Below are 26,593 nucleotides of genomic sequence, written 5' to 3' on the forward strand. Positions count from 1 at the left end.
TTATGCGGGCCTATATCAATAAGGACTCCTCCGGCGAGTGGGCCAATACTAATTGCTACGCCGCCGCCGACGGCTTCCGGCAGATGGGCTGGGAAATCGTGCCGTTCGTAACCTTCGCTGAGCTGCCCCACGACGAGCCGGGGGATATTGTCGTGAGCCATATCGACGACGTGGAAGGCGCTTTGCGGGCCCTGGGCCGGCCCGTGCCCCCGGCCCTCGACTACCCGGCCGCGCTACAGCCGTTTCTGGGGCGGCGGATGTGGCAATCGACTATTAACGAAGTAGCCGCCGACCCAGCGCAGTGGCCGGTATTCGTGAAGCCGATGCTGGCCCGCAAGAAATTTACTGGCGTGCTCGTGCGCCATTTCCGCGACCTGCTGGGCTGCGGCGACCAGGCCGAAAACACGCCCGTATGGTGTGCTGAGCCGGTGCAGTTCGTGGCCGAGTGGCGCTGCTTCGTGCGCTACGGCGAGGTGCTGGCCGCCCAGCCCTACCGCGGCAGCTGGCGCGTCCACTTCGACCCCGGCGTGGTAGATGCCGCCGTGGCCGCCTACACCGGGGCCCCGCACGCCTATGCCCTCGATATCGGCCTTACCGCCGCCGGGGCCACGCTGGTTATCGAAGTCAACGAAGGCTATGCCATCGGCAGCTACGGCCTGCCACCCCTGCGCTACGCCAAGTTTCTGAGTGCCCGCTGGGCCGCGCTGACGGGCAACGAGGATGCGTGTGATTTTTAGGTCTTGAAACGCACGACCACCGACAGAGTGCGGAACATTTTCACAATAGCCGATGAATAAGCAAGCCCAATTTGACCGTCTCCAGGAAGCCGTTTTTTCCGGCAGCTGGAACGAGGTCTGCAGCGCCTGCAATAGGCTATACCATTTCGGCGGCGGCTTCAACAAAACGATTCAGCGCAAATGCCGCCGTTTCCTGCTCGGGCTGCTGAACCAGGAAAACGCCCAAATCCGCAATGCGGCAGCCTTGACTTTCCGGCACAACCGGGCTAACTGGGCGGTGTGCCCCCTGTTAAGTGCGTTGAAAAAACCCGCTAACCTTAGAAGCCGTGGCACCCTGGCCTACGCGCTGCAAACCCTGAATTGCAGCAGGCACCTGCGTGCGTTATTTGAACTTCTATTCGGAGCGGCCGGCAATAATTGGGAAGTGCAAATGCATATCCTGACCATCCTGGACGACCAGAGTTTTATAATCACCCAGACTGATATGCAAAGCATTCAACAGCAGTGGGAAGACTTGAAGCCGAGCTGGAACCGACTGAATAACATCACCGCAGCAAACCGTTCCGAAAGAAGCCTGGATGAAACGCTAATCCAAGGATTCGTAGATGAGTATGCTACCGCCTCATCACCTTCCCCAACACCGACCCGCACGATGTAGGGACGCATACTTGCGTCTCGTCGTTGAACGGTAACCGTTCTAAAGGCCGCCGCTGAATTCAGCGGTGGCCTTTTTTGCTTGCTATTTCTGGAATAAGTGGCTTTCTTTCAAAAATATCCATTCCAATCTATATGGAAGCCACGTCTACCTCCACCCTAGCTATTGGCCTCGCCCTGGCCCATTCGGAACACAGCACGCCCCTGGATTCGGCCGCCCACCACGCTCCCACGGCCTGCCTGAACTGCGGCACGCTGGTACCCGAGCGGTTCTGCGGGCATTGCGGCCAGGATGCCCACCACACCCACCGCATCACGATGGCGCACATGCTGCACGAGATTCCGCATAGCATCTGGCACGTGGATAAAGGTATTCAGTACTCGCTCTGGAACATTCTGATCCGCCCCGGTACTACCATTCGGAACTACCTGGCCGGGCAGCGCAAGTACCATTTCCCGCCCTTGTCCCTGCTGTTGCTCGTGACCGGGACCTACGCCTTTATTTCCGCCGTGCTGCACATCGACTTGATGCCGCCCCGCGACCCGGCCGTGCCCGAGGCCGTATGGCAAATGCAGCAGTCGGCGACCAACTTTATGGCTAAATACATGAGTTGGGTGTACGTGGCACTGGTACCGGTAATAGCCGCCTTTGCTCGCCTGTTTCTGCGCCGGGGAGGCTACAACTACGCCGAGTGCCTCGTCATGGCAGCCTTTATCACGGCGGTCTGCAATTTTCTGACGCTGCTCGCCCTGCCGCTCGTGTACTTCTATTCCGGTACGGCGCAGGTGCAACAAGTAAGCTATTTTGTATCCGCCATCAGCATGGGCTACGCCACCTGGGCCTACGGCTCCATGCTGGCGCATACCGGCCTGAGTTTGGTGGGCCGGCTGGTGCGGGGCTTTTTCCCCTTCGTGCTGGGGATTGTGATGCCGTTCATGCTGTTTGGAATGCTGGCAGTAGTCCTGAATTGGGGCACCTTCAAAAAGAAAGCCCAGCAGCAGCGGCTTCAGCAGGCCAAGTCCATGCCCGCGCCGGCACGCCTGGCGGTGCCCGCGCACTAAGGCTTTCCCGGCGAAGCAGGTACAAAAGCCCGGCGCTGAATTCAGCGCCGGGCTTTTTGGTGAGGGCCTCAGCAGCAGTGAAAACCCGCGGTGCAACTTTTAACGCGGCAGGCGGCTCCTCCTGTTGCTTGGGGCCAGTGCCTGAGGTCAAAATCAGTCCACTCTATTACAGCCGCGTATGCGTTTTATCTACCCTGCTTTTGCCCTGCTGACGCTGCTCAGCAGCTGCGACACCGAAAAGACTGCGGAGCCCACTATTGCCGGGCATATCCAACTGCGGGCCCTGGAAGGCCGCACCCCGCAGGGACGGGCCCTGTTTCTCAGCTTTCAGGATGAAGGCCAGTATGCCTGCTCCAACTATGGCCTCAGCACCGACTACCAGCGCACCGGCCCGGAGCTGAGCTTTGCCTTCAGCGGCGCCATCGAGCCAGCCGACATCTGCCTGACTTCCATTGGCCCGGCCCGCGCCCGCGTCGATATTACCACCCTGCCCGAGGGCAGCTACCCACTGCGCCTGCGGGTGGGCAGCCGCAGTACTACCGGCACACTCGAACTACAGAGCAGCTATGTGCGCCTGAGCACCGCCGACCCTAGTCTGGTGGAAGTAACGCTGCCCGAGCTGCGCTTTATGCCGGCCAAGACTATCTGGGGCGCTGCTACCACGGCTTTACCTGCCTCCCAGGTGTCGGTAGAAGTACTGCGCGACTCACTGCAGCGGTTGGGAGCCACGCCCACTACCCTGCCGCCGGGCACTTACTCGCAGGTTACCATTGGCCCCAATGGTCTGCCCGTGCCATCAGAGACTTCGCCGGGCTTTCGGTCGTTGTTGCTAGTGGCTAGTTACGCAGGTTCGGCAGAGCGTATCCAGGCGTATGTGCGGCGGGCCAATGCAGCCACCCCCGGCCTGAATCTGTCGATCAATACGTCGGCCCTATAACTGTCCTACGCAAGCCGATAAAACCAAAAGCCCGCCGCTGACATTCAGCGGCGGGCTTTTTACAAGATACTAAGCAGCAATTACTGGCCCAATACCATGGCAAACACCAGTGGGGCCACGATGGTAGCGTCCGACTCGATGATGAACTTGGGCGTATCCTGGCCCAGCTTGCCCCAGGTGATTTTCTCGTTGGGCACGGCGCCGGAGTAGGAGCCGTACGAGGTGGTGGAGTCTGAAATCTGGCAGAAGTAGCCCCACAGCGGCACGCTGGTGCGGCCCAGGTCCTGGTGCAGCATAGGTACTACGCAGATGGGGAAGTCGCCGGCAATGCCGCCGCCAATCTGGAAGAAGCCCACTTTGCTTTCGTCGGTAGCCTGCTCGGTATACCAGCCGGCCAGGTAAATCATGTACTCGATGCCGGTGCGCACGGTGTGCACGTTCTTAATGTCGCCCGAAATGACGTGGCCGGCGAAGATGTTGCCCAGCGTGGAGTCTTCCCAACCGGGACAGATGATGGGCAGGTTTTTCTCGGCAGCAGCCAGCATCCAGCTGTCCTTGGGGTCAATCTGGTAGTACTGCTCCAGCTCGCCCGACTTGAGGATCTGGTAGAAGAACTCGTGGGGGAAGTACCGCTCGCCGGCTTTGTCGGCCTGCTCCCAGAACTTCAGAACCGAGTGCTCGAGGCGGCGCATGGCTTCCTCTTCGGGAATGCAGGTATCGGTTACGCGGTTCATGTGGCGCTCCAGCAGGGCCTGCTCGTCGGCAGCCGTCAAGTCGCGGTAGTTGGGCACCCGCTCGTAGAAGTCGTGGGCTACCAAGTTGAAGATATCCTCTTCCAGGTTGGCACCGGTGCAGCTGATGATTTGCACCTTGTCCTGGCGAATGAGTTCGGCCAGCTGGATGCCCATTTCGGCGGTGCTCATGGCCCCGGCCAGGGTAATCATCATCTTGCCACCATCAGCCAGGTGCTTGTTGTAGCCTTCGGCGGCATCAATCAGGGCAGCGGCGTTGAAGTGGCGGTAGTGGTGCTTGAGGAAGTTCGTTACGTTCATCGAATCGTAGGTTCAGTAAGTGGGTGTGCGGTTTACAATCAAATAGCAACCGGGAATCGTTCAATGGCGGGGCGCTATATCCAAGATTCTGAATAGCGTACCATTGCGGCTGGGTTGCTCACAAAAAAGGTGGGGCTACGGGGCGTGTCGGGCAGAAATGCGGAGTTGGTAAAGGGGGTAGTCGGGTCGAGGTCAGCGGTGGTTTTAGCTTTTCAGTACTCCTTCCTTGGTCAGAAAAGCGCTGATGCGGGCCACATACAGGTCGCCAAAGGTCGTAAAATCCTCGGGCTTGCTGGTTAGGGTTGGGAAGCCGCCGAGGTGGCTGCCGGCAAACTCCACCAGCTCCCGGTGCCGCCCCTGCTGCACGAGCTGCCGGCTGTCGGCCAGGGTCGTAAAGGCATCCTGGCTACCGACCAGCACCAGCAGGGGGCATTTTACCTTGGGTAGCAGGGCCGGGTACTGCCCGGCCTGAGCGGGCAGCACAATGTCTTTGCCCTTGGCCTGCTTCACGCGGGCCACAAACTGCGCCGGGCTGGTTACAAATCCTTCCCCAATCAGGAAATCCAGCTTCTGGTCGGTGGCCACCATGGAGGCAATGATAGTGCCCATCGACAGGGACAGTACGCCCAGCCTGTGAGTTGGAAATTGCTGACGGGCGGCTTTCAGGACGGTGCGCAAGTCTTCGGCAAACTCAGCGTAGTAGAGCTGACTAGGATTGAGCGCGAAGTCGGAGCTGTGGCCGAAGCCGCGGTAGTCGAACGTGACGACCTGGTAGCCGGCCGCGCTGAGGGCCTTGGCGTGGTAGAGGAAGTTGGACATGTTGCCCGCATCCTGGTAAGCCAGCACGATGGTCACGTGCTTGTTGGCCTGGGCATCGGGTACGTAGGTCCAGGTGTTGAGAGAGGCGCCGTCAGGCGTCTTGAGCAGCCGGGCCGTGTAAGCCAGGCCCAGCGAATCGGGGGTGTAGCGGTACACTCGGTCGGGCTTGAGGGCCCAGGCCGCGTGAGAGCCGCCCAGCAGCAGGCCGAGCACCACCAGCAGCCGCGTCGCCGCCTGCTTTACTTTTCTACCCGCCATAAGACCTAGATTTAGTTGCGCTGGAATTGATTAGCTGGGCTGCTCAATCATCAGGTTGTGGTTGGTGTAAATGCAGATGTCGGCGGCAATGTGCAGGGCCTCTTCCACCATCTGGCGGGCCGTGAGGTGGGGCGCGTGCTTCTTCAGGGCCAAAGCCGCAGCCTGGGCGTACATGGCCCCCGAGCCGATGGCGGCCACGTCGGAGTCGGGCTCCAGCACGTCGCCGCTGCCGGCAATGATGAGCAGCTCATCTTTGTCGCACACCACCATCATGGCTTCGAGCTTGCGCAGATACTGGTCTTTGCGCCACTCCTTGGCCAGCTCAATGGCGGCGCGGCGCAGCTGCCCGCCGTAGCCGTTGAGCTTTTCCTCAAATTTGTCGAGCAGCATGAAGGCGTCGGCCGTGGAGCCGGCAAAGCCCGTCACGACTTTGCCATCCTGGAGCTTACGCACCTTGCGCACGTTGCTCTTGGCCACGTGCTTATCCATGGTAGCCTGGCCATCGGCGCCGAGGGCAATTTCGCCGTTGTGGCGCACGCCGAGCACGGTAGTAGAGCGGATTCTCATGTTTGTTGTCAGTTGGTGGTGGTTGTCAGTTGTCAGATAATAAAGAAGTCAGCCGCTGGTACACTAGGCACCTACGGCTGACTCCCAATTCTATGCTATCAAACAGGTATCAGCCCACAACTAGCAGCTGATACCTGACAACTCGTATCAGAAACGGGCCTGCAATTTAGCAAAGTAAAACCGACCATTCGCGCCCATCTGCACCGGGTCCCAGGCGCCGCCAGTTTCGGTGAGCTGCGGGTCGAACAGCGTAGGGTACCGATTGAACAGGTTGGTGCTGCCCACGGCCAGCTGGATATGGTCGTTGAGGGAGTAGCTTAGGGTCAGATCGGTGGTGATGCGCTTCTGGTAGTTCATCGGGTCGCCGTTCCAGTCGATGAGCTGCACCTTATCGAAGCGCACGAAGCGCAGTAGCGCGCCCCACTTGCTCACCTTGTAATCAAAGGTTAGGTTAATTTTGGACGGCGGCGCGGAGGCTTTTACAAAGGCTTGCTCCCGGGCTCCAAAAAACTCCTCCTCGCGTCCGGCCAGGCGGCCCGAGGTCTGCACCCGGTCGATACGCAGCTGGTTGAAGTTGGCGGCCAGCGTCGAGTTCAGGCGGCCGGCTACACCCAGCGTAGCGGTGTGGTTCAGCACTACGTCGAGGCCCAGGGAGCGGGTATCGGCGGCATTGGCAAAGAACTGGGCCTGCCCAACGTTCAACGCCAGCAGGTCTTCCCCAATCACCGGGTCGTCGGAGCTAAACTGGCTGGTGAGCACCACCCGGTCTTTCACCTTAATGTAGTAGCCGTCCAGGGTGAGACTGAGCGAGGAGCCGATACGGCTGGTCAGGCCCACGTTGGCACTGTTGGAGGTTTCCTGCTTCAGACTCGGAATGCCCAGCTTCTGGGTTACGGCGCTGTTGTTGCGGGCCAGCAGCACTTCCACCGGGTCACCGCCGATGAAGTTGGTGAAGGTGGAGTTGAAGTTGATCTGGGCCAGCGACGGGGCGCGGAAACCGGTGCTGTAGGTACCGCGCAGCGTGAGAAACTCCGTCAGGTTGTAGCGCGTCGATACCTTGTAGTTGAGCGTGCTGCCGAAGTCGGTGTAGTTCTCAAAGCGCAGGGCGGCGGCCAGCAGCCACTGCGGCGTAAAGCTCAGTTCGGCATCCACGTAGGCGCCAAAATTGTCGCGCTTGGCCTTAATTTCGTCTTTGGGCTGGAAGCCGGGAAAGCCTTGGGAGCCGGGCGCCGCATCAGGGTTCACGCTGAAGGTATCCCAGGAATTCCGCTCCCCGGCAAACAGCGAATACCACTCGCGCCGCCATTCCGCTCCGGCCGCCAGATTCAGGCCCTGCAGCACGGTTCTGTAGTTGCGCGTCAGGCCCAGGCTCACCACATCCTGCTTCAGCTGGAAGCCGCCCGCGTCGAAGGTGGTAGGCGAGCTGGCGCCCAGCGTGGCGTTCAGCGAGTTTTCTACGCCGTACTCGAAGCGGTTGGAGCCGAAGTTGTTGCTCAAATCCAGTTCGGTTTCGCCCAGCGCAAACCGCACGCCGGCCACGGCCGAGGCATCCCAGATGTCGCTGGTAATTACCGGGTCGAAGCCGTTGGGGTAAATAGCGGGCACGTTCCGGTCGTCGTCGGCAAAGCGCGTCCAGGCGTAGGCGTCGCCCCGCCGCTTATTGGCACCGCCAAAAACGTAGATGTGGGCTTTGTCGCCGAGGGCAAACTTGGAGTTCAGGTAGGCCGAGGTGTTCGATACTTTCGGGTCGCCGTATTCGCGGCGGGCCAGACCGTCGGCATTGGGCACGGCGGCGCGCTGGGTGTGCTGGCGCTGGTTGAAGTCGACAGTGGCGTTGATAAAGCTACCCTGCTCACCCAGCCCGATGCCGTAGTTGAGGTTGGCGTTGAAGTTGCCGCCGTCGAGGTTCTTATCGTCGCGGCGGTATTGAGCGTCGTAGGCACCGTAGTTCACGCTGGCCGTGAGCTCCTTCACCGAGCTTTTGAGCACGATGTTAATCACGCCGGCAATAGCGTCGGAGCCGTACTGGGCCGCCGCCCCGTCGCGCAGAATCTCGATTCGCTCGATGCTGGCGGCCGGAATGACGTTCAAATCGGTGCCGGTGTTGCCGCGGCCCCGCGAGCCAAACAGGTTCACCAAGGCCGACTGGTGCTGGCGCTTACCGTTCACGAGTACCAGCGTCTGGTCGGGGCCGAGGCCGCGCAGGGAAGCCGGGTCCACGTGGTCGGCGCCGTCGGAGCCGGTCTGGCGGTTGGAGTTAAAAGAAGGCGCCACGAATTGCAGCAGCTGGTTCACGTCGAGCTGGCCGGTTTTGGTGGTCACCTCCCGCAAATCGATGATGTCGACTGGCGAAGGCGAGTCGGTGACGGAGCGGTTTTGGCTGCGCGAGCCTACTACCTGCACCGTACCCAGGCTGGTGGTGGCCTCCGTCAGCTTAACATCCATCGTGCCGCCGGTGGGCACAATTTCCTGCGTGGCAAAGCCAATGGAGCTGATAACAAGACGTGGGCTAGTGGTGCGCGACGACAGCGTAAACTGCCCGTTATTATCGGTAGCCGTGCCGTTGTTGGTGCCTTTTTCCACTACCGTAGCCCCAATGACGGCCCGGCCGGCAGCGTCCGTCACCCGGCCACTCAGGGTTTGGCTTTGGGCCCAGGCCGTAGCGCTGGTCAGGCACATGGCTACTACAAGTACATTATTCCGCATACTCCGCTTTAAATAGTGAATACCCGAGCGGTATGGTCTGCAATACCGCTCCTACGGCAAGTATAGGCCTTTTGTAATAAATAAAGGCGGTCAACAAAAAAACCAGCCGGTCGGGGCTGGTTTTTTTGTTACTGACAATAAAGGCAGGCTGCCGTTATCAGATAAGCATTTTCATCGGGTCTTCCAGCAGGGCTTTCAGCGTCTGGAGGAAAGCCGCGCCGGTAGCACCGTCCACCACGCGGTGGTCGCAGCTCAGCGTTACTTTCATCACGTTGCCGATAGCCAACGCACCGTCGCGTACCACGGCCGTCTGCTTGATGCCGCCCACGGCCAGGATGCAGGCATCCGGCGGGTTGATGATGGCGGTGAATTCCTCGATGCCGAACATGCCCAGGTTGGAGATGGTGAAGGTGCTGCCCTCCCACTCGGCGGGCTGCAGCTTCTTCGATTTGGCTTTGCCGGCCAGCTCTTTCACTTCGGTAGCAATGGTGGCGAGGCCTTTGCCGTCGGCGTTGCGCACCACGGGCACCAGCAGGCCTTCATCCACGGCCACGGCCACGCCGATGTTGACCACCTTGTTCTGGCGGATCTTGTCGCCGAGCCACGAGGAGTTGACGGCCGGATGTTGCTTCAGAGCTACGGCAGCAGCCTTGATAACGAGGTCGTTGAAGCTGAGCTTCACCGGCGAGAGGGTGTTGAGCTGGGTGCGAACCTCCATGGCGCGGTCCATCAGGATTTCCATCGTCAGATAGAAATGCGGGGCCGTGAAGAGGCTTTCCGAGAGGCGGCGGGCAATAACCTTGCGCATCTGCGACACCGGCGTGTCAGTGTAGGTGCCCTCGGCGGGCTGAGCAGCGGGAGCAGCCGGAGCAGCGGCGGGAGCCGGCACCGCTGCCTGCGGGGTAGCAGCTGGGGCGGCTTCCGGAGCCGGAGCGGCAGCGGGCTGCGCGGCAGGGGCAGTGCCGGGCTGGGCGCTTTCCAGGTCGCGCGACACGATACGGCCATTTTCGCCCGAGCCTTTGATGGTGTTCAGATCAATGCCTTTTTCGCGGGCAATACTCTTAGCCAGCGGCGAGGCAAACAGTCGGCCACCGGTAGTAGTAGCAGCTTGGGGCGCGGCAGCGGCAGCAACCGGCGCAGCGGCTGGCGCGGCCGAAGTAGCCGGAGAAGCTTCAGTGGGAGCGGGAGCCGCGGCCGGCGTGGCTGCACCACCCGACTGGCCGCCGAGCAGGGCCTGAATGTCGGCTCCTTCTTCGCCGATGATGGCCAGAATACCGTCTACAACAACTGCCTCGCCCTCTTTAGGGCCGATGTAGAGCAGCGTACCGTCGTCGTAGTTTTCCAGCTCCATCGTCGCCTTGTCGGTTTCGACTTCGGCCAGAACGTCGCCGGATTTCACTTTGTCGCCCACTTTCTTCTGCCAGGAGGCAATGGTGCCTTCCGTCATTGTGTCGCTCATTTTCGGCATCCGGATAACGGTAGCCTTTTTGCCATTGCCAGCGGGGGCGGCAGCGGCGGGGGCTGCGGCCGGAGCGGCGGCAACCGGGGCAGGCGCAGGTGCCGGGGCGGCAGCTGCCGGAGCCGGAGCGGGAGCTTCCTCGGCTTTCGGCGCGGGAGCCGCGGCCGGGGCGCCACCACCTTGAATCTGGCTCAGCAGCACGGAAATATCTTCGCCTTCCTTGCCCACGATGGCCAGTACGCCATCCACGGGTACGGCTTCGGTTTCTTTGGGACCAATGTAGAGCAGGGTGCCGTCTTCGTAGTTTTCCAGCTCCATGGTGGCCTTGTCGGTTTCAACTTCGGCCAGGATATCCCCGGATTTGACTTTATCACCCACCTTTTTGAGCCACGCCGCAATGACTCCTTCGGTCATGGTGTCGCTCATTTTGGGCATTTTTATGATTTCGGCCATCTGCGTCTTCGCTTGTATTGTGTAGGGTCAAAATTAGCCCGAAAATATTCGGGTGCAAACTATAACGCATTAGCCTGCCGCATCAGTCCGTCAGCGAATTTTCGCCCTGGCCAGTACCAGGCAGACTGCGAGGAAATTGCTCCTGCGTAAGGGCTTACTTCAAGGCAGTGGTTGCTCACTAAAATTGTGCTTTTCGGCTGATACTGTGGTGACCGTCATTCCGAGCTTGCCGAGGAATCTCGCGTGCTGAGGTTGCAATGCTATTTAATTACCATTGCCCGCGAGATGTCTCCCGCTGGTCGACAGGACGTTCTTTTCCTCTCAGCCTACGGGCAATCCTGCAAGTGGGCCACGTCCAGAAAGCTACTCACGGAAAACAGGCTGCCGGTATAGTGCAGCTTGTAGAGGCACAGGTTGCGGTGCTCGAAGGCATCCATAGCGCTGAGCGGGTAGTTCAGCAGCTGGCAGAGCATTACGCGCATGGCCCGACCGTGCATGCACACCAGTACGGTTTCTTCCTCGGGGCGGCTGCGCAGCAGTTCAATAAATGGGCGCTGCCGGGCCGCTACCTCATCCGGACTTTCGCCCCCGAGCAGGCGGGCGTGGGTTTCGCCCCGTTTCCACTGTTGCAGCACGCCGTTGTATTCCTCGTCTTCCTCGGGCGTGATGCGCATCCCTTCGCGCACGCCCCAGCTAATCTCGTTGAGGCCGCTGTGCTCTTCGTGGGGCAGCGGCAGGTTCAGGAAGCCGCGCACCGACTGATGGGTGCGCTTTAGCGTAGAGGTGTACACCTTGTCGAAGGGCAGGTGCTGATAGGCCGCGAAAAAGCGGGCTGCCTGCCGGTGGCCGGCCTCGTTCAGATCCGAATCGACGCCCGAGCCCTGCACGATGCCGGCCACGTTGAAATCGGTCTGCCCGTGTCGGATGAGGTATATTTTTTTGACGCTCACTTTCCCGCTAGCTTTGTTGTTTGGCCCCGAAAGTACTGCTTTCCGAGGCCTGAATCCGTTTAATTCCATTCGTAGCGCATGTCACACCCTACCGCCGACCTGGCCCAGCTCAATGCTTGGTGCCGCAATACGCTGGGCGAACACCTTGGTATTGAAATCACTGAAGTAGGCGACCAGCTGCTGGTAGGCCGCATGCCCGTCGACCACCGCACCCACCAGCCAATGGGCCTGCTGCACGGCGGCGCGTCGGTGGCCCTGGCCGAAACGCTGGGCAGCATCGGGGCAGCACTACAGGTTGACGTACGCAAAAAAGCCTGTGTGGGGCTGGAAATCAACGCGAATCACTTGAAAGGCGTGCACTCGGGCTGGGTGGTGGGCCGGGCCACGGCTATTCACGTGGGCCGCAGCACTCAGGTCTGGGAAATCCGCATTACCCACGAGGAAACCGGCGTGCTGGTGTGCATCAGCCGCATCACTATGGCCGTCATCGACCTGCCCGCCAGCAGCGAGAAAAAGGCATGAGCCAGCCGTTGCCGCGAATAGTGGCCTGGCCCGGCACGGTGCCGGCGCTGCCCGAGCAGCTCCAGCAGCTGCTCACTTTTGCGTTGCAGCAGCAACTGCCAGTGGCCGTGTGGCGCCTGCCCGGCACCGAGCACGCCCAATTGTGCCTGAGCCTGTCGGCCGATTCGGCCCTGACAGGCCTGCCACCCGCCCTTACGCCCGAGGCACCGGCTGGCTTCGCCTTTTTCCCCTTCCGCGACTCCGACCACAACCCGGCCCTGTTTCTGCCCGCCGACATCTATTGGCACGCCGTAGCCCCCGACCAGCTCCACCTCGACTCGACTGACAGCCGGGCCAGTCAGCTGCTGGCGTTTCTGGCCACCGAGCACGCCAACGACCCCGACCCGCTGCCCTGGCACTTGAGCACCCAGCCCGTACCGCACACTACCTCCCAGGATGAGTATTTCCGGCTGGTTGAAACCGGCGTAGCGGCCATCAAAAGCGGACAAGTGGTGAAGGTAGTATCGTCGCGGGCGGCGCGGCGGCCATTGCCCGAAGGCTTTGATGCGCTGCGAGCTTTTGGGGCGCTCTGTTCCCGCTACCCGCGCGCTTTCGTGTCGTTGGTGAGTGCGCCGGGCGCGGGCACCTGGCTGGGCGCCTCGCCGGAAGTGCTGGCCGAAATCGACGAGAACGGCGTTTTCCGGACCATGGCCCTGGCCGGCACCCAGCCGCTGGCACCCGGCGCGCTGCCGCAGCACGCCATCTGGCGGCAAAAAGAAATTGAGGAGCAAGCCCTAGTGGCGCGCTACATCGTGAGCTGCTTTAAGCAGCTGCGGCTGCGCGAATACGACGAAACCGGCCCCCGCACCGTGGTAGCGGGCCAGCTGCTGCACCTACGCACCGACTTCGCCGTGAACCTGCGCCAGGTACCATTCCCTACGCTGGGCACTGATATGCTGCGCCTGCTCCACCCCACATCGGCCGTGGGCGGCATGCCACGCCAGGCAGCCCTCAACTTTCTGCTGGCGCACGAAGGCTACGACCGAGCCTACTACAGCGGCTTTTTGGGACCCGTAAACCTGCCGCAGGCCGGCGTTTCGCGGTTATTCGTGAATTTGCGCTGCCTGCAACTTCACCCCCACGAAGCCGTTCTCTACGCGGGCACCGGCCTCACCGTCGACTCCGACCCGGAGCGCGAATGGCAGGAAACCGAAATGAAACTAAGCACCATTGGGGCCATCTTGCGGTGAAATAGTGAGATAGTGAACTGGTGAGTTGTCGTGTGCCGTGCACTGCTTGCACGGTCTGTGCCACCAGAACATCAAACTCACTAAGTCACTAAATCACTAACTCACACCATGCAGGCTGTCTATAATATTGCCGAAATCTGTGCCCAACTGGGCATTACGGACGTGGTGTTGTCGCCGGGCTCCCGGTGCGCACCGCTCACTATTTCCTTTGCCCGTCACCCCGGCATTACGGTGCGCACGGTGCCCGACGAACGGGCGGCGGCGTTTATCGGGCTGGGGCTGGCGCAAAGCCAGCGGCGGGCAGTGGCGCTAGTCTGCACCTCGGGCACTGCCGGGCTGAACTACGCCCCGGCCGTGGCCGAAGCCTATTTTCAGCAAATTCCGCTGGTCGTCTTCACCGCCGACCGGCCCCCGGAGTGGATTGACCAGCTCGACGGGCAGACCATCCGCCAGGCCGATTTGTACGGCGCCCATGCTAAAGGTACCTTCACCTTTCCCGCCGATACCTCGCACGCCGATGCCCAGTGGCACGCGGCCCGCATCGTTTCGGAAGCCATCAACCTGGCCCAGCAGTTTCCAGCCGGGCCAGTGCAGGTGAATGTGCCGCTGCGGGAGCCGTTCTACCCCAAAGCCGGCGAAGAGCTGCGCTTCGAGGCGGTGCGCGTAATCCGGGAAACAGCCGGCGTGCCCCGCCTGCCCAGTCCCGAATTCGTGGCCCTGCGCCGCACGCTGCGCGCCACTCCCCGGGTACTGGTAGTAGCCGGCCAACACCACCCCGACGACGCGCTGCTGCTGGCGCTACGCCAGTTTACGGCCGCCTGGCAGGTGCCCGTCGTCGGCGACGCTATTGCCAACCTGCACCAGCCCGTGGGCGCTACCTACGACCTGCGCTCGGCACCTATCAGCCACCACGACGTATTCATGGCCGTGCCGGAGCCGGGGCTGAAAGAAGCTCTGCGGCCCGATTTGCTCATTACCTTCGGCCAGTCGCTCATCTCCAAGAGCCTGAAGCTATACCTGCGCGAATCGGCGCCGGCCCAGCACTGGCACGTGCAGGCCGCCGGCCCGGTAGCTGATACGTTCAAGTCGCTCACGCGCATCATTCGCCTGGAGCCCACCACCTTTTTCAAGCAGCTGGTATCTACTGATTACGCTATGTTCGGCGGGCTGGTATCGGCCGAAGATACGGCCGAGGCCCAAGGCCCACCGGCCGAAGCCGCCGCGGCTTCCCTGGGCGACTTCGACCTAGGCTCCATTCCTGACTCATCCAACGAAGCCGGGCCGGTGCGCCTCACGTGGCCGAAAGCTGGCTGGGCACTGTCAGAGGAAAATGCTGCCGAGAAAGTTAGCTACGCCACGCCCTGGCACAAGGCCGACGGTTGGGCCAAGGGCTTCCTGGAGGAATTCATCGGCCGGCCCGACCAGCCGTTCAACGAATTCACGGCCTTTCACCACACGCTGCGCCACCTCGAAGATGGTACAGCGCTGCACCTAGCCAATAGCATGGCAGTGCGCTACGTCAACATTCTGGGCATTCCGGAAAACCGCCGGGTAGAAGTATTTGCCAACCGGGGCACCAGCGGCATCGACGGCTGCACGAGTACGGCCGTGGGGGCGGCTTTGGCCCAGCCCGAACGGCCCGTGGTGCTGCTTACCGGCGACGTGGCCTTCTTTTATGACCGTAACGCCTTTTGGCACAACTACCCCATGCCCAACCTACGGGTGGTGCTGTTCAACAACCACGCGGGCGGTATTTTCCGGCTTATCGACGGGCCCCGCCAGCAGCCGGAGCTGGAGGAGCTGTTTGAAACCCGCCAGCCGCTCACGGCCGAGAATACCGCCCGCGACTTCGGTCTGCGCTATTTCACGGCTGGCACCTTTGCCGAGCTCAAGTTGGCGCTATCCGCTTTCTTTGCACCCGTAAGCGGCGCGGCGCTGCTGGAAATAACCACCAACAGCGTCACTAACGCCGCTTTCTTCGAAGAATACCGTAAAGCAGTAAAAACAGCATTCGTCTAACCGTTGTTGCTAATACCGTCGTGCTATGCTGCGTGCTGCATGACAAACGACCTTTTTCTCTCTCCCTATGGCCGAACAACTTACCTGGACTCCGATTAAGGAGTTTCGCGAAATCCTCTTCACCTACCACGAGGGCATCGCCAAAATCAGCATCAACCGTCCGCAGGTCCACAATGCCTTCACCCCGCTCACGGTGCAGGAAATGATTGAGGCCATGGATATCTGCCGCAACCGCACCGATATCGGCGTCATTGTTCTCACCGGGGAGGGTGGCAAGGCCTTCTGCTCGGGTGGCGATCAGAGCGTGCGGGGCCACGGCGGCTATGTGGGCGAAGACACAATGCCCCGCCTGAACGTGCTGGATCTGCAGAAAATGATTCGTTCGATTCCCAAGCCCGTTATTGCCATGGTGGCCGGCTGGGCCATCGGCGGCGGCCACGTGCTACACGTTGTCTGCGACCTGAGCATTGCGGCCGAAAATGCGCGCTTCGGCCAGACCGGCCCCAACGTGGGCTCGTTCGACGGCGGCTTCGGCGCTTCGTACCTGGCCCGGGTGGTGGGGCAGAAAAAGGCCCGCGAAATCTGGTTTCTCTGCGACCAGTACGACGCCCAGGAAGCCCTCGACATGGGCCTCGTAAACAAAGTGGTGCCGCTCGACAAGCTGGAAGAAACCACGGTGGCCTGGTGCAAGAAGATCCTGGAGAAAAGCCCCCTGGCCCTGCGCATGCTCAAATCCAGCTTCAACGCCGAGCTGGATGGGCAGGCCGGTATTCAGGAACTGGCCGGCAACGCCACGCTGCTGTATTACCTCAGCGAGGAAGCTAAGGAAGGTAAGAATGCCTTCCTCGAGAAGCGTAAGCCCGATTTCTCGAAGTATCCGAAGTTCCCATAACGGGCAACTCTGATAGTCACCTCTCAAAACGGCTCGTACCTTACTGGTATGAGCCGTTTTTTGTAGGTGGCCTGCCTTGCCGTAAGTACCTTGCGACCGGCACTTTTCATCCTTATAGCCTCATCCTATGAAACGGTTGCTGTTATTGCTGATCCTGTCCGTTACTGCTGCCTATTCTGCCCAGGCGCAGTCGGCTCCCACGGCCGCCAAACCGGCTGCGCCCGCCAGCACCGATGCCCCGGGGGTAGTAGAAGCCTCTTGCGGGCAGTGCCGGCTGGGTCTGCCGGGCAAAGGCTGCGACCTGGCCGTGCGTATCGATGGCAGGGCTTATTTTGTAGACGGCACCAGCATTGATGAGCACGGCGACGCCCACGCCGCCGACGGTTTCTGCCAGGCCATCCGGCAAGCTCAAGTGCGGGGCGCGGTGGTAGATGGCCGGTTTAAGGCAACTTACTTCCGACTAGTGCCCGAATCGGCGGGTACAAAATAGCTTATTACCCCTTCGCGACTCCTACCGGCCTACCCAGCTAGGTTCTTCCCTTTTCTATTCCCTATCCACTCCACTGCTCTACCCGATGCTCGAATGGCTCCGCACGGTTGCAACCATGCTCGACAGCAAAAAAATGGCGGCTATAACCCTGGAAAACGACAACCTGCGCCAGTACGGGGCTCGTGACCTGGCCGGCTTCGATTTAACCCAGCCGGTACGCCAACCTACACCCACCGAAATACGCGGCCTGGCCACCGGCGCCATTCTGTTTTTCTACGGCGACAACCCCATCAAAATACTGCCCCAGCTGAAACCGGCGGAGCTGGTGGAGCGCAAGGCTGCCACGGCCCAGTGGTGGGGCATCGAGGATGCCGAGGAGGCGCTGAACGTGTTGCAGAGCCTGCAGGAAGAAGGCCACCGCCATGACTTTCAGCCACTGTTGAAAAGCGAGTCGCTGTACTGGTACAATCTGTTTGAAGCCAACCCATTTCTTAAGTCCCGCACCGTTACCAACGTGGGAGCCTGGGACTACGCCCGCATGGTAAATGTGGCCCGCTGGTGCTACGACTACGGCTACCTGAGCTGGGAGCAAGCCTGGAAATATATTGATGCGGGCACCCGGCTGGCATTGCGCGACTATGATTCGTGGGACAGCTTCGCGACGGGCTTCGTAGCGGGCCGCATTATGTGGGATGCAACCAACGAGAGCCACGAGGATATTGCCGAAATAGCCCGCTATTTACTGGAATCAAAATTTAGCCTCTGGCGCGACATTCCGTGGCAGCCGTACCCGGTCGGTTGAGCCAGCTAGTAGCAAGCCCACTTTTCACCCCTATTTCTTACCCCTGTTTTTCAAACAATATGGCCGAATACCAAGCAACCGCCACCGACACCAAAGTATTCCAGCTGCTGAGCGAGGAAACGGTAGTGGGCATGCTGCAGTACACCGAATGGTACACCTTCAAAGCCGCGGCGGCGCTGGCCGACGGCTCCTCCTTTCAGATAACTCCGAAAGGCTTCTGGGGCACCACCATCGAGCTGAAAGACCAGGACAAAGTGCTGCTGAGCTTTAAGATGAACTGGGATGGCAGCATTATTATCAAATCCCGGCTCACGGCCGATGGGCGGGCCTTTGTCGTGAAAAGCAAAGGTACTTTCAAGCAATCCTTCGTCTTACTGGATAAGGATGGGCAGGAGCTGGTCGTCGTGAAACCCGGCTACAAATGGAACAAGATTAGCCCCGAATACCAGATTTCAACTACAGATTCGTTTGAGGAACTAGCCGCAAAACACCTGCTTTTGCTAACAACCGTGCACTGCATCAATTACTATATGACCATGGCCGTTTCAACGATTCTGATGGCCTCGTAAGGTGTCACCAGAGTAAGCCCCGAGACTTCTTAAAACAAGTAGCGCCACCTGAAACAGGTGGCGCTACTTGTTTTAAGAAGTCTTGTTAAAATATCGACCCATAGGCCGCGCAGCCCTCACACCAACCATAAAAATTGCGCAGCCGCTCGTTTTTCGCCTCTTTTTTGCGCCGCTTACGGGCGGCTTTCTGGACGGGGTCAACGTGGGCGGCTACCTGGTTACGAAGCGTGATGTAGCGCCGGAACACGAAGGTGCGAACCAGGGAAAACGGGGTCAGGCTGGTGGTAGGCATGGCAACTGAGCGTTTGGTGGTATACCTAAGATACGACTTTATGCCACTCAATGTCAAGCAGAAGCGGCGGCGGCCAGCCTTCCGGCGGGAGCTTCGTATGTAGTTGTGGTTGTATCCATGAATCTTTGCTGCTAGCCTTTCCGCTTTACCTATGTCTGCTACTGCTCCGCTCCTGCCCGACTCCCTGCTGCTCAACGGCCGCGAATTCCGCTACGACGACATCCGTCAGTACCCCGCCAATAGCCCCGTCGACCTGAACGGCTACGAGGCCAAGGTGCTGGACTTTTGCCGGCAATGGCTAAATGGCGCCCAGGAATTCGGCTTGCGCACGTCCGGCTCTACCGGCAAGCCCCAGCTCGTAACCATGCGGCGGCGGCAGCTGGTGGCTTCGGCCCGCCGCACCGGCAACTATTTCGACCTGGGCCCCGGCGACCGGATGCTGGTGTGCCTCAACTGCGAGTTTGTGGGTGGTATGATGATGCTGGTACGCGGCCTGGAGCTGAACCTGCACATGACCATTGTGGAGCCCCACGCCGACCCGCTGGCCCTGGTACCTGCCACCGCCCAGTTCGACTTCGCCTCCTTCGTGCCGCTGCAGCTGCGCGAGGTGCTGGCCCACAATTACGCTCCGCGCCTCAACCGCATGAAAGCCATTCTGGTGGGCGGCGCCACCGTGGAAAGCAGCCTGGAAACGGCCATTCAGAAGCTCAAAGTACCGGTGTATCTTACGTATGGCATGACCGAAACCGCGTCTCACATTGCCCTGCGCCGCCTCAACGGGCCCCAGGCCACGCCTACCTACCGCGCCCTGCCCGGCATCCATATTGCCCAGGATGAGCGGGGCTGCCTTACTGTGCGCGCCGACGTGACGGATGACCGCCTTATCATCACCAACGACCGGGTGACGCTGCTCGACGAGCATACTTTCGAGTGGCTGGGCCGCGCCGACTTCGTGATTAACTCCGGGGGCGTGAAAGTGCAGGCCGAGAAGGTAGAAAAAGTACTTGAAGTAGCCCTCGTGGAACTGAACCTGCCGGGCCGGCGCGCTTTCGTGGCCGGCCGCCCCGATGCTCGCCTCGGCGAACAGGTTACGGCCTTTGTGGAGGGTGCGCCCCTACCCGCAGCCCAGGCTCAGCAGTTGCTGGCGCTGCTCACCGAGCGGCTGGAGCGCTACGAGCGGCCCCGGGAGCTGGTGTACGTGCCCCAGTTCCGGACCACCGCCTCCGGCAAGCTCGACCGGCTCAACACGCTGCGCGCCGCCACTCCCGCCCGCCCTACCGACTCGCACCGGTAGCAGCATAGTAGGCAAAGGCTGGCAGAACCTGGGAAGGAGCATCTCAACTATGTGAAAAAAGACGTTGATTTGTACAACTTTCCCATTCTGCATTTTCCTGCAATGAAGCGTACCTCTATTTCCGTCGCGGCCCTGCTGCTGGCGGCTCAGCTGGGTGGTGGCTGTGCCAGCACCACCGCCACTACCTCTGCCTCTACCGCGCCCACCCAGGCTGTTGCGGACCTGACCAAAGCCTCGGTTGCCCAGCTGGGCAACCCGGCCACTATAGCGGCTGCCCCTTCGGAAGCTACGACCAACAACCCCGCCGCCGGCTTTCAGGTGGTGAGTGAGCAATTTGCTGATCTGCGCCTGCTGCGCTACCAAGTGCCGGGCTTCGAGGAGCTGACGCCGCAGCAGAAAGAGCTGCTCTACTACCTCTACGAAGCTGCACTCTGTGGCCGCGAGATTTCCTACGACCAGAACTTCAAGCACAACCTGCGCGTGCGCCGCACCCTGGAAGCCGTGTGGAACGCCAACCAGGAGCGCATCACCAATACCTCCAACACGGGCAACGTTGACCAGGCCAATAAGCTCAACATCTACACCAAGCGGGTGTGGTTCAGCAACGGCATTCACCACCACTACTCCACCAAAAAGTTTGTGCCCGAATGCTCGCCCGCTTACTTCGCCGAGCTGGTGAAAAGCGTGGATGCCGGCACCCTTCCCCTGGAAAAAGGCGAAACCGTAGACCAGTTTCTGGCTACCATCACGCCCATCATCTTCGATGCCAACCTGTATGCCAAGCGCGTAAACCAGGTGGCTGGCCAGGATTTACTGACCACTTCGGCCAACAACTTCTACGAGGGTGTGACGCAGAAGGAAGCTGAGGCTTTCTACGCCAAGAAAACCGATAAGAAAGAGCAGCGGCCCATTTCCTACGGCCTGAACTCGAAGCTGGTGAAGGACAAGGGCCGCGTGATGGAGCGCACCTGGAAGGTGGGCGGCATGTACGGCGAGGCCCTCACGCAGGTAGTGTACTGGCTGGGCAAAGCCGTGGATGTGGCCGAAACGCCCGAGCAAAAGCTGGCCCTGCAGCGCCTGGTGAAGTTTTATACCACCGGTGACCTGAAAACCTGGGACGACTACAATATTGCCTGGGTGCGCGACACGAAGAGCCGCACTGACGTGGTAAACGGCTTTATCGAGGTATACGGCGACCCGCTGGGCTACCGCGCCAGCTACGAGTCGGTGGTATCGTTTAAGGATCTGGAGGCCACCAAGCGCATCAAGGCCATCGGCGACCAGGCTCAGTGGTTTGAGGACAATTCGCCCATTCTGCCCCAGCACAAGAAAAAGAATGTGGTGGGCATCACGGCCAAGGTAATTACGACGGTGGTGGAAAGCGGCGACGCGGCCCCGGCTACGCCCATCGGCATCAACCTGCCCAACGCCAACTGGATTCGCAAAGAGCACGGCTCGAAATCGGTGAACCTGGGCAACATCGTGGACGCCTACAGCATGGCCGACGCAGGCGGCTCGCTCGACGAGTTTGCCTACAACGACGAGGAGAAGCAGCGCGCCCGGCAGTTTGCGGGCCTGGCCGGCAAGCTTCACACCGACATGCACGAGGTAATCGGCCACGCCTCGGGCCAGATTAACACCGGCGTGGGCACGCCCAAGGAAACGCTGAAAAGCTACGCCTCGGCCATCGAGGAAGGCCGCGCCGACCTGGTGGCGCTGTATTACCTGATGGACGACAAGCTGGTGCAGCTGGGCGTGGTACCGAGCCTGGAAGTGGGCAAAGCCGAGTACGACAACTACATCCGCAACGGCCTGATGGGCCAGCTCGTGCGCCTGCCCCTGGGCGAAACCGTGGAGGAAGCCCACATGCGCAACCGCCAAATGGTGGCCAAGTGGGCCTACGAGAAAGGCAAGAAGGACAACGTCATCGAGAAAGTAACCCGCGACGGGAAAACCTACTTCAAGGTCAACGACTACCAGAAGCTGCGGGGCCTGTTTGGCCAGCTTCTGCGCGAGTTGCAGCGCCTGACCAGTGAAGGCGACTATGCGGCAGCCAAAAACCTGATTGAAACCTACGGCGTGAAGGTTGACCCCGCGCTGCACAAGGAAGTGCTGGCCCGCTACGCCAAGCTCAACATCGCGCCCTACGCTGGCTTTATCCAGCCCCGCTTGGTGCCGGTGGAAGTAGGCGGCAAAATCGTGGACGTGAAGGTGGAATATCCTTCCGACTTTGCCCAGCAGATGCTGGACTACAGCCGCAAGTATAAGTTTCTGCCCAACTACAACTAAGCCTTTGGCCTGAAAAGAACGTCATGCTTTGGTTTTGCCTTTGGATGACGTTCTTTCAGGTTATGTTTCCTTCCGCAACCAACCTTTTCGTATGAAACACCTGCTCCTCACCGCTTTTAGCCTGCTGCTTTTGCTGGGCAGCGCCACCACTTCCCAGGCCCAGACTACCAACGTGAATGCCGCCCGCTTCGAGTATTGCGAGTTGCTAAAGACGGAATTCCTGAACGACCCGACCAAGACCAAGGGCGGTGACATTTTCGTGGACTTCGGCTACGGCTACGAGAAGCTCGGCGACAGTGACATGGCCAAACGGGAAGTGGGCAAGCTGGAAGTGTTTTCGACCCCGCTGAGCACGCTCAACTACATGGGCAAGCTGGGCTGGGAAGTGGTGCAGGTGTACTCGCTGCCCAATGGCGTGAAAAACCAACAGGCTACCCACATCCTGCTGCGCCGCCTGACGACTTCCTCGGGCCCCAAATAGCCACTGACGCGCCTGCTTCGGCCGACCTGATATGTACAACGCCTGCTTCTCCACCTCTGGGGAGGCAGGCGTTTTTTTGTGGTGTTGAAGGCCGTTGCTTAAAAGCCATTAGAACGATGTAAAGACGCATAGTTGCTTCTTTACAGGCTTGCGGCTAACGTAATAGCCCTTACTGGTCGTAGCGGAAGTGCTGCTGGGAGAATAGCTTGCGCTTGAAACGGGCGGTTTTGTACAGGTCGCCGAGGAAGAGCTTGACGCGCCCATAGAAGATGGGGCCGTCGAGGGCTTCGTCGAGGCTACTTTGTACGAAGAGCGTTTCGCGCCAGCCTGCCCCGGCTCCGATACCGAACCAGGGAAACACCCGGAAGTGGCCCGATACGGAAGGCTCAATCAGCCACACCGTCGACTTGGCATCCTTGCTTTTGTTGCCGTTAGGCTGCTCGAAGCTGGTAAAGAAACGGCCCCCACCCAGCTGCAGCGGCGCACTCATTTCCCAACGGTTAGTTCGGATAAACATGTACTCGACGTAGGCCGCCGCGTAGCGGAAGCGTAGCTCGGCCGTGGTGCCGGACGGATAGCCGAAAGGCACCACTTCCTGCGACGGAATGCCATTGCTGAGCAGGTAGCCCCCGGCCCCGGCCCGCAGCCGGCCCCGCCACTCCACGGCCAGCTTTAGCCCATTAATTCCCACGAGCTGCCCATCCAGAATCGAGTAGCGGTTGTCGAACTGAAACACAATGCGCCGGTGGGCTGTGCGCACCCGCGACGAATCGGTGGGGTCGTTGGCCTGTGCGGCCTGCGGTAACACCCAGGCTAGTGCAGAGAGCAACAGCCAACTTTTCCACGCGTGATTCACGAGCCAAAGGTACGAAAGGCAGCCGGGGAGTTGCACGGGCACCGGCCGCGCCCCACGGCTCACCCAATTAGTTCGGCCAGTTCACCACCGGCCCGGGCGGTTTCACCCAGTTTACGGCTGGATAACCGCCGGCCTTTCCGGAAGTTTGGGCACTAATCTACTTCACTCGTCATGGCCCTTTCTCCCGACTCCCTTTTCCAGCTGGCCAGCACGCTGGTACTGCCCGGCTGGCTACTGCTGGTTTTTGCGCCGCGCTGGCGCGTTACGCGCTGGGTGGTGGGCAGCGGCGCGCTGCCCGTGCTGCTGGCCGTGCTCTACGCGGGCTGCATCGGCTGGCATTACTTCGGCAGCGGCCAGCAGGCCCAGAGCGGCTTTGGCTCGTTGGCCGAAGTAGCGGCCTTGTTTCAGGACCCGTGGGCACTGCTGGCTGGCTGGGTGCACTACTTGTGTTTCGACCTAGCACTGGGGGCCTGGGCCTGCCGCGACGCGCAGCGCCGGGGCGTGCCGCACTGGCTGGTAGTACCGGTGCTGCTGCTCACGTTTATGCTGGGGCCCATCGGCTTTTTGCTCTACCACCTGCTACGCCGCGCCTGGCCGCTGGCGGCGGCTCCCGTACCGGTGGCCCTGGCTTGATTTTCCGATCTTCTTACTTCTCCTCCGCTGCACTATAAAAACGCTCGTGCTACCTGCCTTGTCACAGTCTAAGCCCCAGTCCACTACCGCCGAAGCGTCTGGCAACCCGGTACGGCAGTTGCTCACGGTGCTGCACCGCAGCAGCCCTATTCTGTCGTGGGCGGGGTGGTTGCACATGCCGCTGGTAGTGCTGGCCCTGCTGCTGCTGCCCTTCGACGACCGGCTGGTGCTGGGGCTGCACGTGTGGTTTAAGCCGCTCAAGTTTGCCCTCTCCGATATTATCTACGTCTGGACGCTGGGCTGGCTGCTGGCCGATTTGCCTGCGGCCGCCCAGCGGGCCGTGCGCCGCATCAGCTGGGGCGTGGGCATCAGCATCATGGTCGAAATCCTGGTCATCTTTCTGCAGGCCGCCCGGGGTACTACCTCCCATTTCAACATCGGTACGGCGCTGGATGGGCTGCTGTTCAGCACGATGGGCATTTTCATTATGCTCAACACGGTCCTGCTGATGTGGGCGCTGGGGCTGATGCTGCGCCACCGACCTTTTGGCCCCGAGGCCTACGTGTGGGGTATGCGCCTGGGTGTGGTGCTGTTTCTGGTAGGCAGCGCCGTGGGTGGCAGCATGATTCATCACCTGGGCCACACCGTGGGCGGGGCCGATGGCGGCCCGGGCCTGCCCGGCCTGGGCTGGAGCACCCGCCACGGCGACTTACGGGCCGCCCACTTCCTGGGCTTGCACGCCCTGCAGGCCCTGCCCCTGTTCGGCTGGCTGCTCACGCGCTATTTTCCCCAGCTCCAGAATCGGGGGCAGGCCGTCGGCATCACGCTTTTCGCGCTGCTCTATACCAGCGGCGTGGCTTGGCTCTACTGGCACGCCATGCAGGGCCTACCGCTCTTCTAATGGGTATTCTCACCCGCCATTTTGCATCTTGTTGCTATGTCTAAAATAAAGGTTGTGGCCGTAGCCCTGCCGGCGGCCAGCGCTCTGGCGGCCACCACCGCCCCAGCCAACTATTCCGATGCCTATCAGGTTGCGTTACCAGCCTCGGCTGCTCACCAGGCCGCCGACGCAACCTGGCTGCTATTCGGGCACGCCCCGGCCTGGGTGCAGCACCTGATGCAGCTGCGCGACTCGCTGGTGCGCCCCTTCCGCCTGAAAACTTCTCCACCGGCGACGCCCCGGCCCGATGGCCAGCGGCTGGTGCCCGGAAGCCGCCTTGGTCCGTTCCAGGTTTTCTCCGTGGCACCACACGAGGTGATTCTGGGTCAGGATGACCGTCACCTCGATTTCCGGGTGTCGGTGCTGCTTACTCCAAGCGGGCCGGCAACCGTTGGGGTGGTATCGACAGTGGTATGGTTTCATAACTGGTTCGGGCGCGGCTATTTTGCCGTGGTGCGGCCCTTGCACCGGCTGGTAGTACCGGCCCTGCTGCGCAATGCGTTGCGGCAAGTACCCGGACACTCGGCGGCCCGTTAATCTTTGGTCCCCGGCGCGACATTCATCGGGGCCGGGTGCATCTTTACCCTCGTATGAAAGACCGTCGCCTCCGCTTGCTGGGAATCCCGGTACTGGCTCTGCTCATTGCCCTGCTCACGCTGGAAGACCTACGCACGCTGCTGAAGCCGGAAATACTGCTGGTTCACTTGGCTATTTCGCTGCTGTTTACGGCTACACTCTGGCTGGGCACGCGCGCTATCTGGGCCGGGTTTCTGCGGCGCTACCCCCGCGTGGAGCAAACCCGCCGCCGGCTGTGGCTGATGGCCGCCACCTGCCTGCTGTATACGGCCGGGGCTACTATCCTACTGGTGGCCTTTATGCACCAGCTGATGCCGCCCTATTTTTCCCTGGCTCCGCGCGACCTGCTGACCCAGATTACCTTCAACCTGATTCCGACGGTGCTGGTGCTGATGCTCTACGAAAGCATCCACTTTTTTGAGGAGTGGGAGCACAACGTGCGCCGGGCCGAGCAGCTGGCTCGCACCGGGGTGCAAAGTCAGCTCGAAGCCCTACAAAACCAGCTCGACCCGCACTTCCTCTTCAATAGCCTCAACACACTCTCAGCCCTCATCGACGAAACCAACGCGCCGGCCCAGGAGTTCGTGGCCCAGCTAGCCGATGTGTACCGCTACGTGCTGTTGAGCCGGGAAAAAGCCACGGTACCGCTGGCCGAGGAGCTGGCTTTCGTGGACACCTACATTGCCCTGCAAAAAACCCGTTTCCGCGACAATCTGCAGGTTTCCCAGCACATTCCGCCCCACCTATTCAGCCGGCACGTGGCCCCGCTGAGCGTGCAGTTGCTGGTCGAAAACGCGCTGAAGCACAACGTGGTGAGCCGGGAGCATCCGCTAAGTGTAAGCATTACCGCCGACGAGGCCCGCGGCTATATCCGGGTGCAGAACTCGTTTCGGCCGCGGGCCGCGGGCCTGGGGCCCAGCACCGGCCTGGGCCTGCAGAACACCCGCCACCGCTACGAGCTGCTGCAGGCGCCGCTGCCGGTCCGCATCGAGCCTACCGCCACTACCTTTACCGTCTACCTGCCCCTTTTATGATGGGTTGTTGTCAGTTGATAG

General features: G+C 60.8%; 26 protein-coding genes. 18 read left to right on the forward strand and 8 right to left on the reverse strand.

The genetic code is table 11. From position 1 onward, the window contains the following. The first annotated feature begins 2 nt into the window (after positions 1-2). The 4 genes from LGH74_RS13905 (at position 3) to LGH74_RS13920 (ending at position 3,390) form a co-directional block, all read left to right on the forward strand. Positions 3-737, forward strand: a complete 735-nt coding sequence (locus LGH74_RS13905; RefSeq protein ID WP_226176591.1) for an ATP-grasp domain-containing protein — start codon at positions 3-5, stop codon at positions 735-737. Positions 738-789: 52 nt separating this feature from the next. Then, complete coding sequence (locus LGH74_RS13910) at positions 790-1,395, forward strand: hypothetical protein (RefSeq protein ID WP_226176592.1); 606 nt, start codon at positions 790-792, stop codon at positions 1,393-1,395. 131 nt (positions 1,396-1,526) lie between these two features. Continuing rightward, positions 1,527-2,453, forward strand: a complete 927-nt coding sequence (locus tag LGH74_RS13915) for a DUF3667 domain-containing protein (RefSeq protein ID WP_226176594.1) — start codon at positions 1,527-1,529, stop codon at positions 2,451-2,453. 178 nt (positions 2,454-2,631) lie between these two features. Further along, positions 2,632-3,390, forward strand: coding sequence for a hypothetical protein (locus LGH74_RS13920; protein WP_226176595.1), 759 nt, complete (start codon positions 2,632-2,634; stop codon positions 3,388-3,390). An 80-nt stretch (positions 3,391-3,470) separates the two neighbouring features. Here the strand turns inward: LGH74_RS13920 and LGH74_RS13925 are convergent, their stop codons facing one another. The 6 genes from LGH74_RS13925 to LGH74_RS13950 all read right to left on the reverse strand — a co-directional run bounded on the left by LGH74_RS13925 (position 3,471) and on the right by LGH74_RS13950 (position 11,654). Next, positions 3,471-4,442 carry a deoxyhypusine synthase family protein gene (locus tag LGH74_RS13925; RefSeq protein WP_226176596.1) on the reverse strand — a complete coding sequence of 324 codons (972 nt, stop codon included), beginning with the start codon at positions 4,440-4,442 and terminating at the stop codon, positions 3,471-3,473. Positions 4,443-4,646: 204 nt separating this feature from the next. Then, positions 4,647-5,519, reverse strand: a complete 873-nt coding sequence (locus LGH74_RS13930; protein ID WP_226176597.1) for an alpha/beta hydrolase — start codon at positions 5,517-5,519, stop codon at positions 4,647-4,649. 30 nt (positions 5,520-5,549) lie between these two features. Continuing rightward, positions 5,550-6,086 (reverse strand): ATP-dependent protease subunit HslV, encoded by a 537-nt coding sequence (hslV, locus tag LGH74_RS13935; RefSeq protein WP_226176598.1) that lies wholly within the window; start codon positions 6,084-6,086, stop codon positions 5,550-5,552. 147 nt (positions 6,087-6,233) lie between these two features. Beyond that, entirely contained in the window at positions 6,234-8,792 is a 2,559-nt protein-coding gene (locus LGH74_RS13940; RefSeq protein WP_226176599.1) for a TonB-dependent receptor, read from the reverse strand. A 157-nt stretch (positions 8,793-8,949) separates the two neighbouring features. Next, positions 8,950-10,704: a pyruvate dehydrogenase complex dihydrolipoamide acetyltransferase gene (locus LGH74_RS13945; RefSeq protein WP_226176600.1), complete on the reverse strand. Its 1,755-nt coding sequence runs from the start codon at positions 10,702-10,704 to the stop codon at positions 8,950-8,952. 326 nt (positions 10,705-11,030) lie between these two features. Further along, complete coding sequence (locus LGH74_RS13950) at positions 11,031-11,654, reverse strand: histidine phosphatase family protein (protein ID WP_226176601.1); 624 nt, start codon at positions 11,652-11,654, stop codon at positions 11,031-11,033. 78 nt (positions 11,655-11,732) lie between these two features. Between LGH74_RS13950 and LGH74_RS13955 the strand changes: the two genes are divergently transcribed. The 7 genes from LGH74_RS13955 to LGH74_RS13985 all read left to right on the forward strand — a co-directional run bounded on the left by LGH74_RS13955 (position 11,733) and on the right by LGH74_RS13985 (position 18,177). Beyond that, on the forward strand, positions 11,733-12,176 hold the full coding sequence (locus LGH74_RS13955) for a hotdog fold thioesterase (RefSeq protein WP_226176602.1): 444 nt from the start codon (positions 11,733-11,735) through the stop codon (positions 12,174-12,176). Continuing rightward, positions 12,173-13,405, forward strand: a complete 1,233-nt coding sequence (locus tag LGH74_RS13960) for a chorismate-binding protein (protein WP_226176603.1) — start codon at positions 12,173-12,175, stop codon at positions 13,403-13,405. The genes LGH74_RS13955 and LGH74_RS13960 overlap by 4 nt, the downstream gene beginning before the upstream one ends. Positions 13,406-13,513: 108 nt before the next feature. Beyond that, positions 13,514-15,424 (forward strand): 2-succinyl-5-enolpyruvyl-6-hydroxy-3-cyclohexene-1-carboxylic-acid synthase, encoded by a 1,911-nt coding sequence (menD, locus tag LGH74_RS13965; RefSeq protein WP_226176604.1) that lies wholly within the window; start codon positions 13,514-13,516, stop codon positions 15,422-15,424. A gap of 67 nt (positions 15,425-15,491) precedes the next feature. Further along, positions 15,492-16,316 carry a 1,4-dihydroxy-2-naphthoyl-CoA synthase gene (menB, locus tag LGH74_RS13970; protein WP_226176605.1) on the forward strand — a complete coding sequence of 275 codons (825 nt, stop codon included), beginning with the start codon at positions 15,492-15,494 and terminating at the stop codon, positions 16,314-16,316. Positions 16,317-16,443: 127 nt separating this feature from the next. Beyond that, positions 16,444-16,806, forward strand: coding sequence for a DUF6370 family protein (locus tag LGH74_RS13975; RefSeq protein ID WP_226176606.1), 363 nt, complete (start codon positions 16,444-16,446; stop codon positions 16,804-16,806). Between the two features lie 85 nt (positions 16,807-16,891). Beyond that, the gene (locus LGH74_RS13980; RefSeq protein ID WP_226176607.1) at positions 16,892-17,608 is read left to right on the forward strand and encodes a DUF1266 domain-containing protein; all 717 of its coding nucleotides are present in this window, start codon (positions 16,892-16,894) and stop codon (positions 17,606-17,608) included. A gap of 59 nt (positions 17,609-17,667) precedes the next feature. Continuing rightward, entirely contained in the window at positions 17,668-18,177 is a 510-nt protein-coding gene (locus LGH74_RS13985) for a hypothetical protein (protein ID WP_226176608.1), read from the forward strand. A gap of 85 nt (positions 18,178-18,262) precedes the next feature. Here the strand turns inward: LGH74_RS13985 and LGH74_RS13990 are convergent, their stop codons facing one another. Beyond that, entirely contained in the window at positions 18,263-18,469 is a 207-nt protein-coding gene (locus tag LGH74_RS13990) for a hypothetical protein (RefSeq protein WP_226176610.1), read from the reverse strand. Between the two features lie 151 nt (positions 18,470-18,620). Between LGH74_RS13990 and LGH74_RS13995 the strand changes: the two genes are divergently transcribed. From LGH74_RS13995 to LGH74_RS14005, 3 genes are all read left to right on the forward strand, one after another. Beyond that, positions 18,621-19,763 carry an AMP-binding protein gene (locus LGH74_RS13995; protein ID WP_226176612.1) on the forward strand — a complete coding sequence of 381 codons (1,143 nt, stop codon included), beginning with the start codon at positions 18,621-18,623 and terminating at the stop codon, positions 19,761-19,763. Between the two features lie 102 nt (positions 19,764-19,865). Then, positions 19,866-22,052 (forward strand): dipeptidyl-peptidase 3 family protein, encoded by a 2,187-nt coding sequence (locus LGH74_RS14000; protein WP_226176613.1) that lies wholly within the window; start codon positions 19,866-19,868, stop codon positions 22,050-22,052. 91 nt (positions 22,053-22,143) lie between these two features. After that, positions 22,144-22,533, forward strand: coding sequence for a hypothetical protein (locus LGH74_RS14005; RefSeq protein ID WP_226176614.1), 390 nt, complete (start codon positions 22,144-22,146; stop codon positions 22,531-22,533). A gap of 169 nt (positions 22,534-22,702) precedes the next feature. Here the strand turns inward: LGH74_RS14005 and LGH74_RS14010 are convergent, their stop codons facing one another. Beyond that, complete coding sequence (locus LGH74_RS14010; RefSeq protein WP_226176615.1) at positions 22,703-23,362, reverse strand: hypothetical protein; 660 nt, start codon at positions 23,360-23,362, stop codon at positions 22,703-22,705. 198 nt (positions 23,363-23,560) lie between these two features. Here LGH74_RS14010 and LGH74_RS14015 point away from each other — a divergent pair, with 198 nt between their 5' ends. The 4 genes from LGH74_RS14015 to LGH74_RS14030 are packed head-to-tail and all read left to right on the forward strand — an operon-like array spanning position 23,561 to position 26,572. Continuing rightward, complete coding sequence (locus LGH74_RS14015) at positions 23,561-24,022, forward strand: ABA4-like family protein (protein WP_226176616.1); 462 nt, start codon at positions 23,561-23,563, stop codon at positions 24,020-24,022. 58 nt (positions 24,023-24,080) lie between these two features. Further along, positions 24,081-24,923, forward strand: coding sequence for a hypothetical protein (locus LGH74_RS14020; protein ID WP_226176617.1), 843 nt, complete (start codon positions 24,081-24,083; stop codon positions 24,921-24,923). Positions 24,924-24,959: 36 nt separating this feature from the next. After that, positions 24,960-25,499 carry a DUF2867 domain-containing protein gene (locus LGH74_RS14025; protein ID WP_226176618.1) on the forward strand — a complete coding sequence of 180 codons (540 nt, stop codon included), beginning with the start codon at positions 24,960-24,962 and terminating at the stop codon, positions 25,497-25,499. 53 nt (positions 25,500-25,552) lie between these two features. Next, positions 25,553-26,572, forward strand: a complete 1,020-nt coding sequence (locus LGH74_RS14030; protein ID WP_226176619.1) for a sensor histidine kinase — start codon at positions 25,553-25,555, stop codon at positions 26,570-26,572. Positions 26,573-26,593: the final 21 nt, after the last annotated feature.

The sequence above is a fragment of the Hymenobacter lucidus genome (assembly GCF_020447265.1).
GTDB lineage: Bacteria > Bacteroidota > Bacteroidia > Cytophagales > Hymenobacteraceae > Hymenobacter > Hymenobacter lucidus.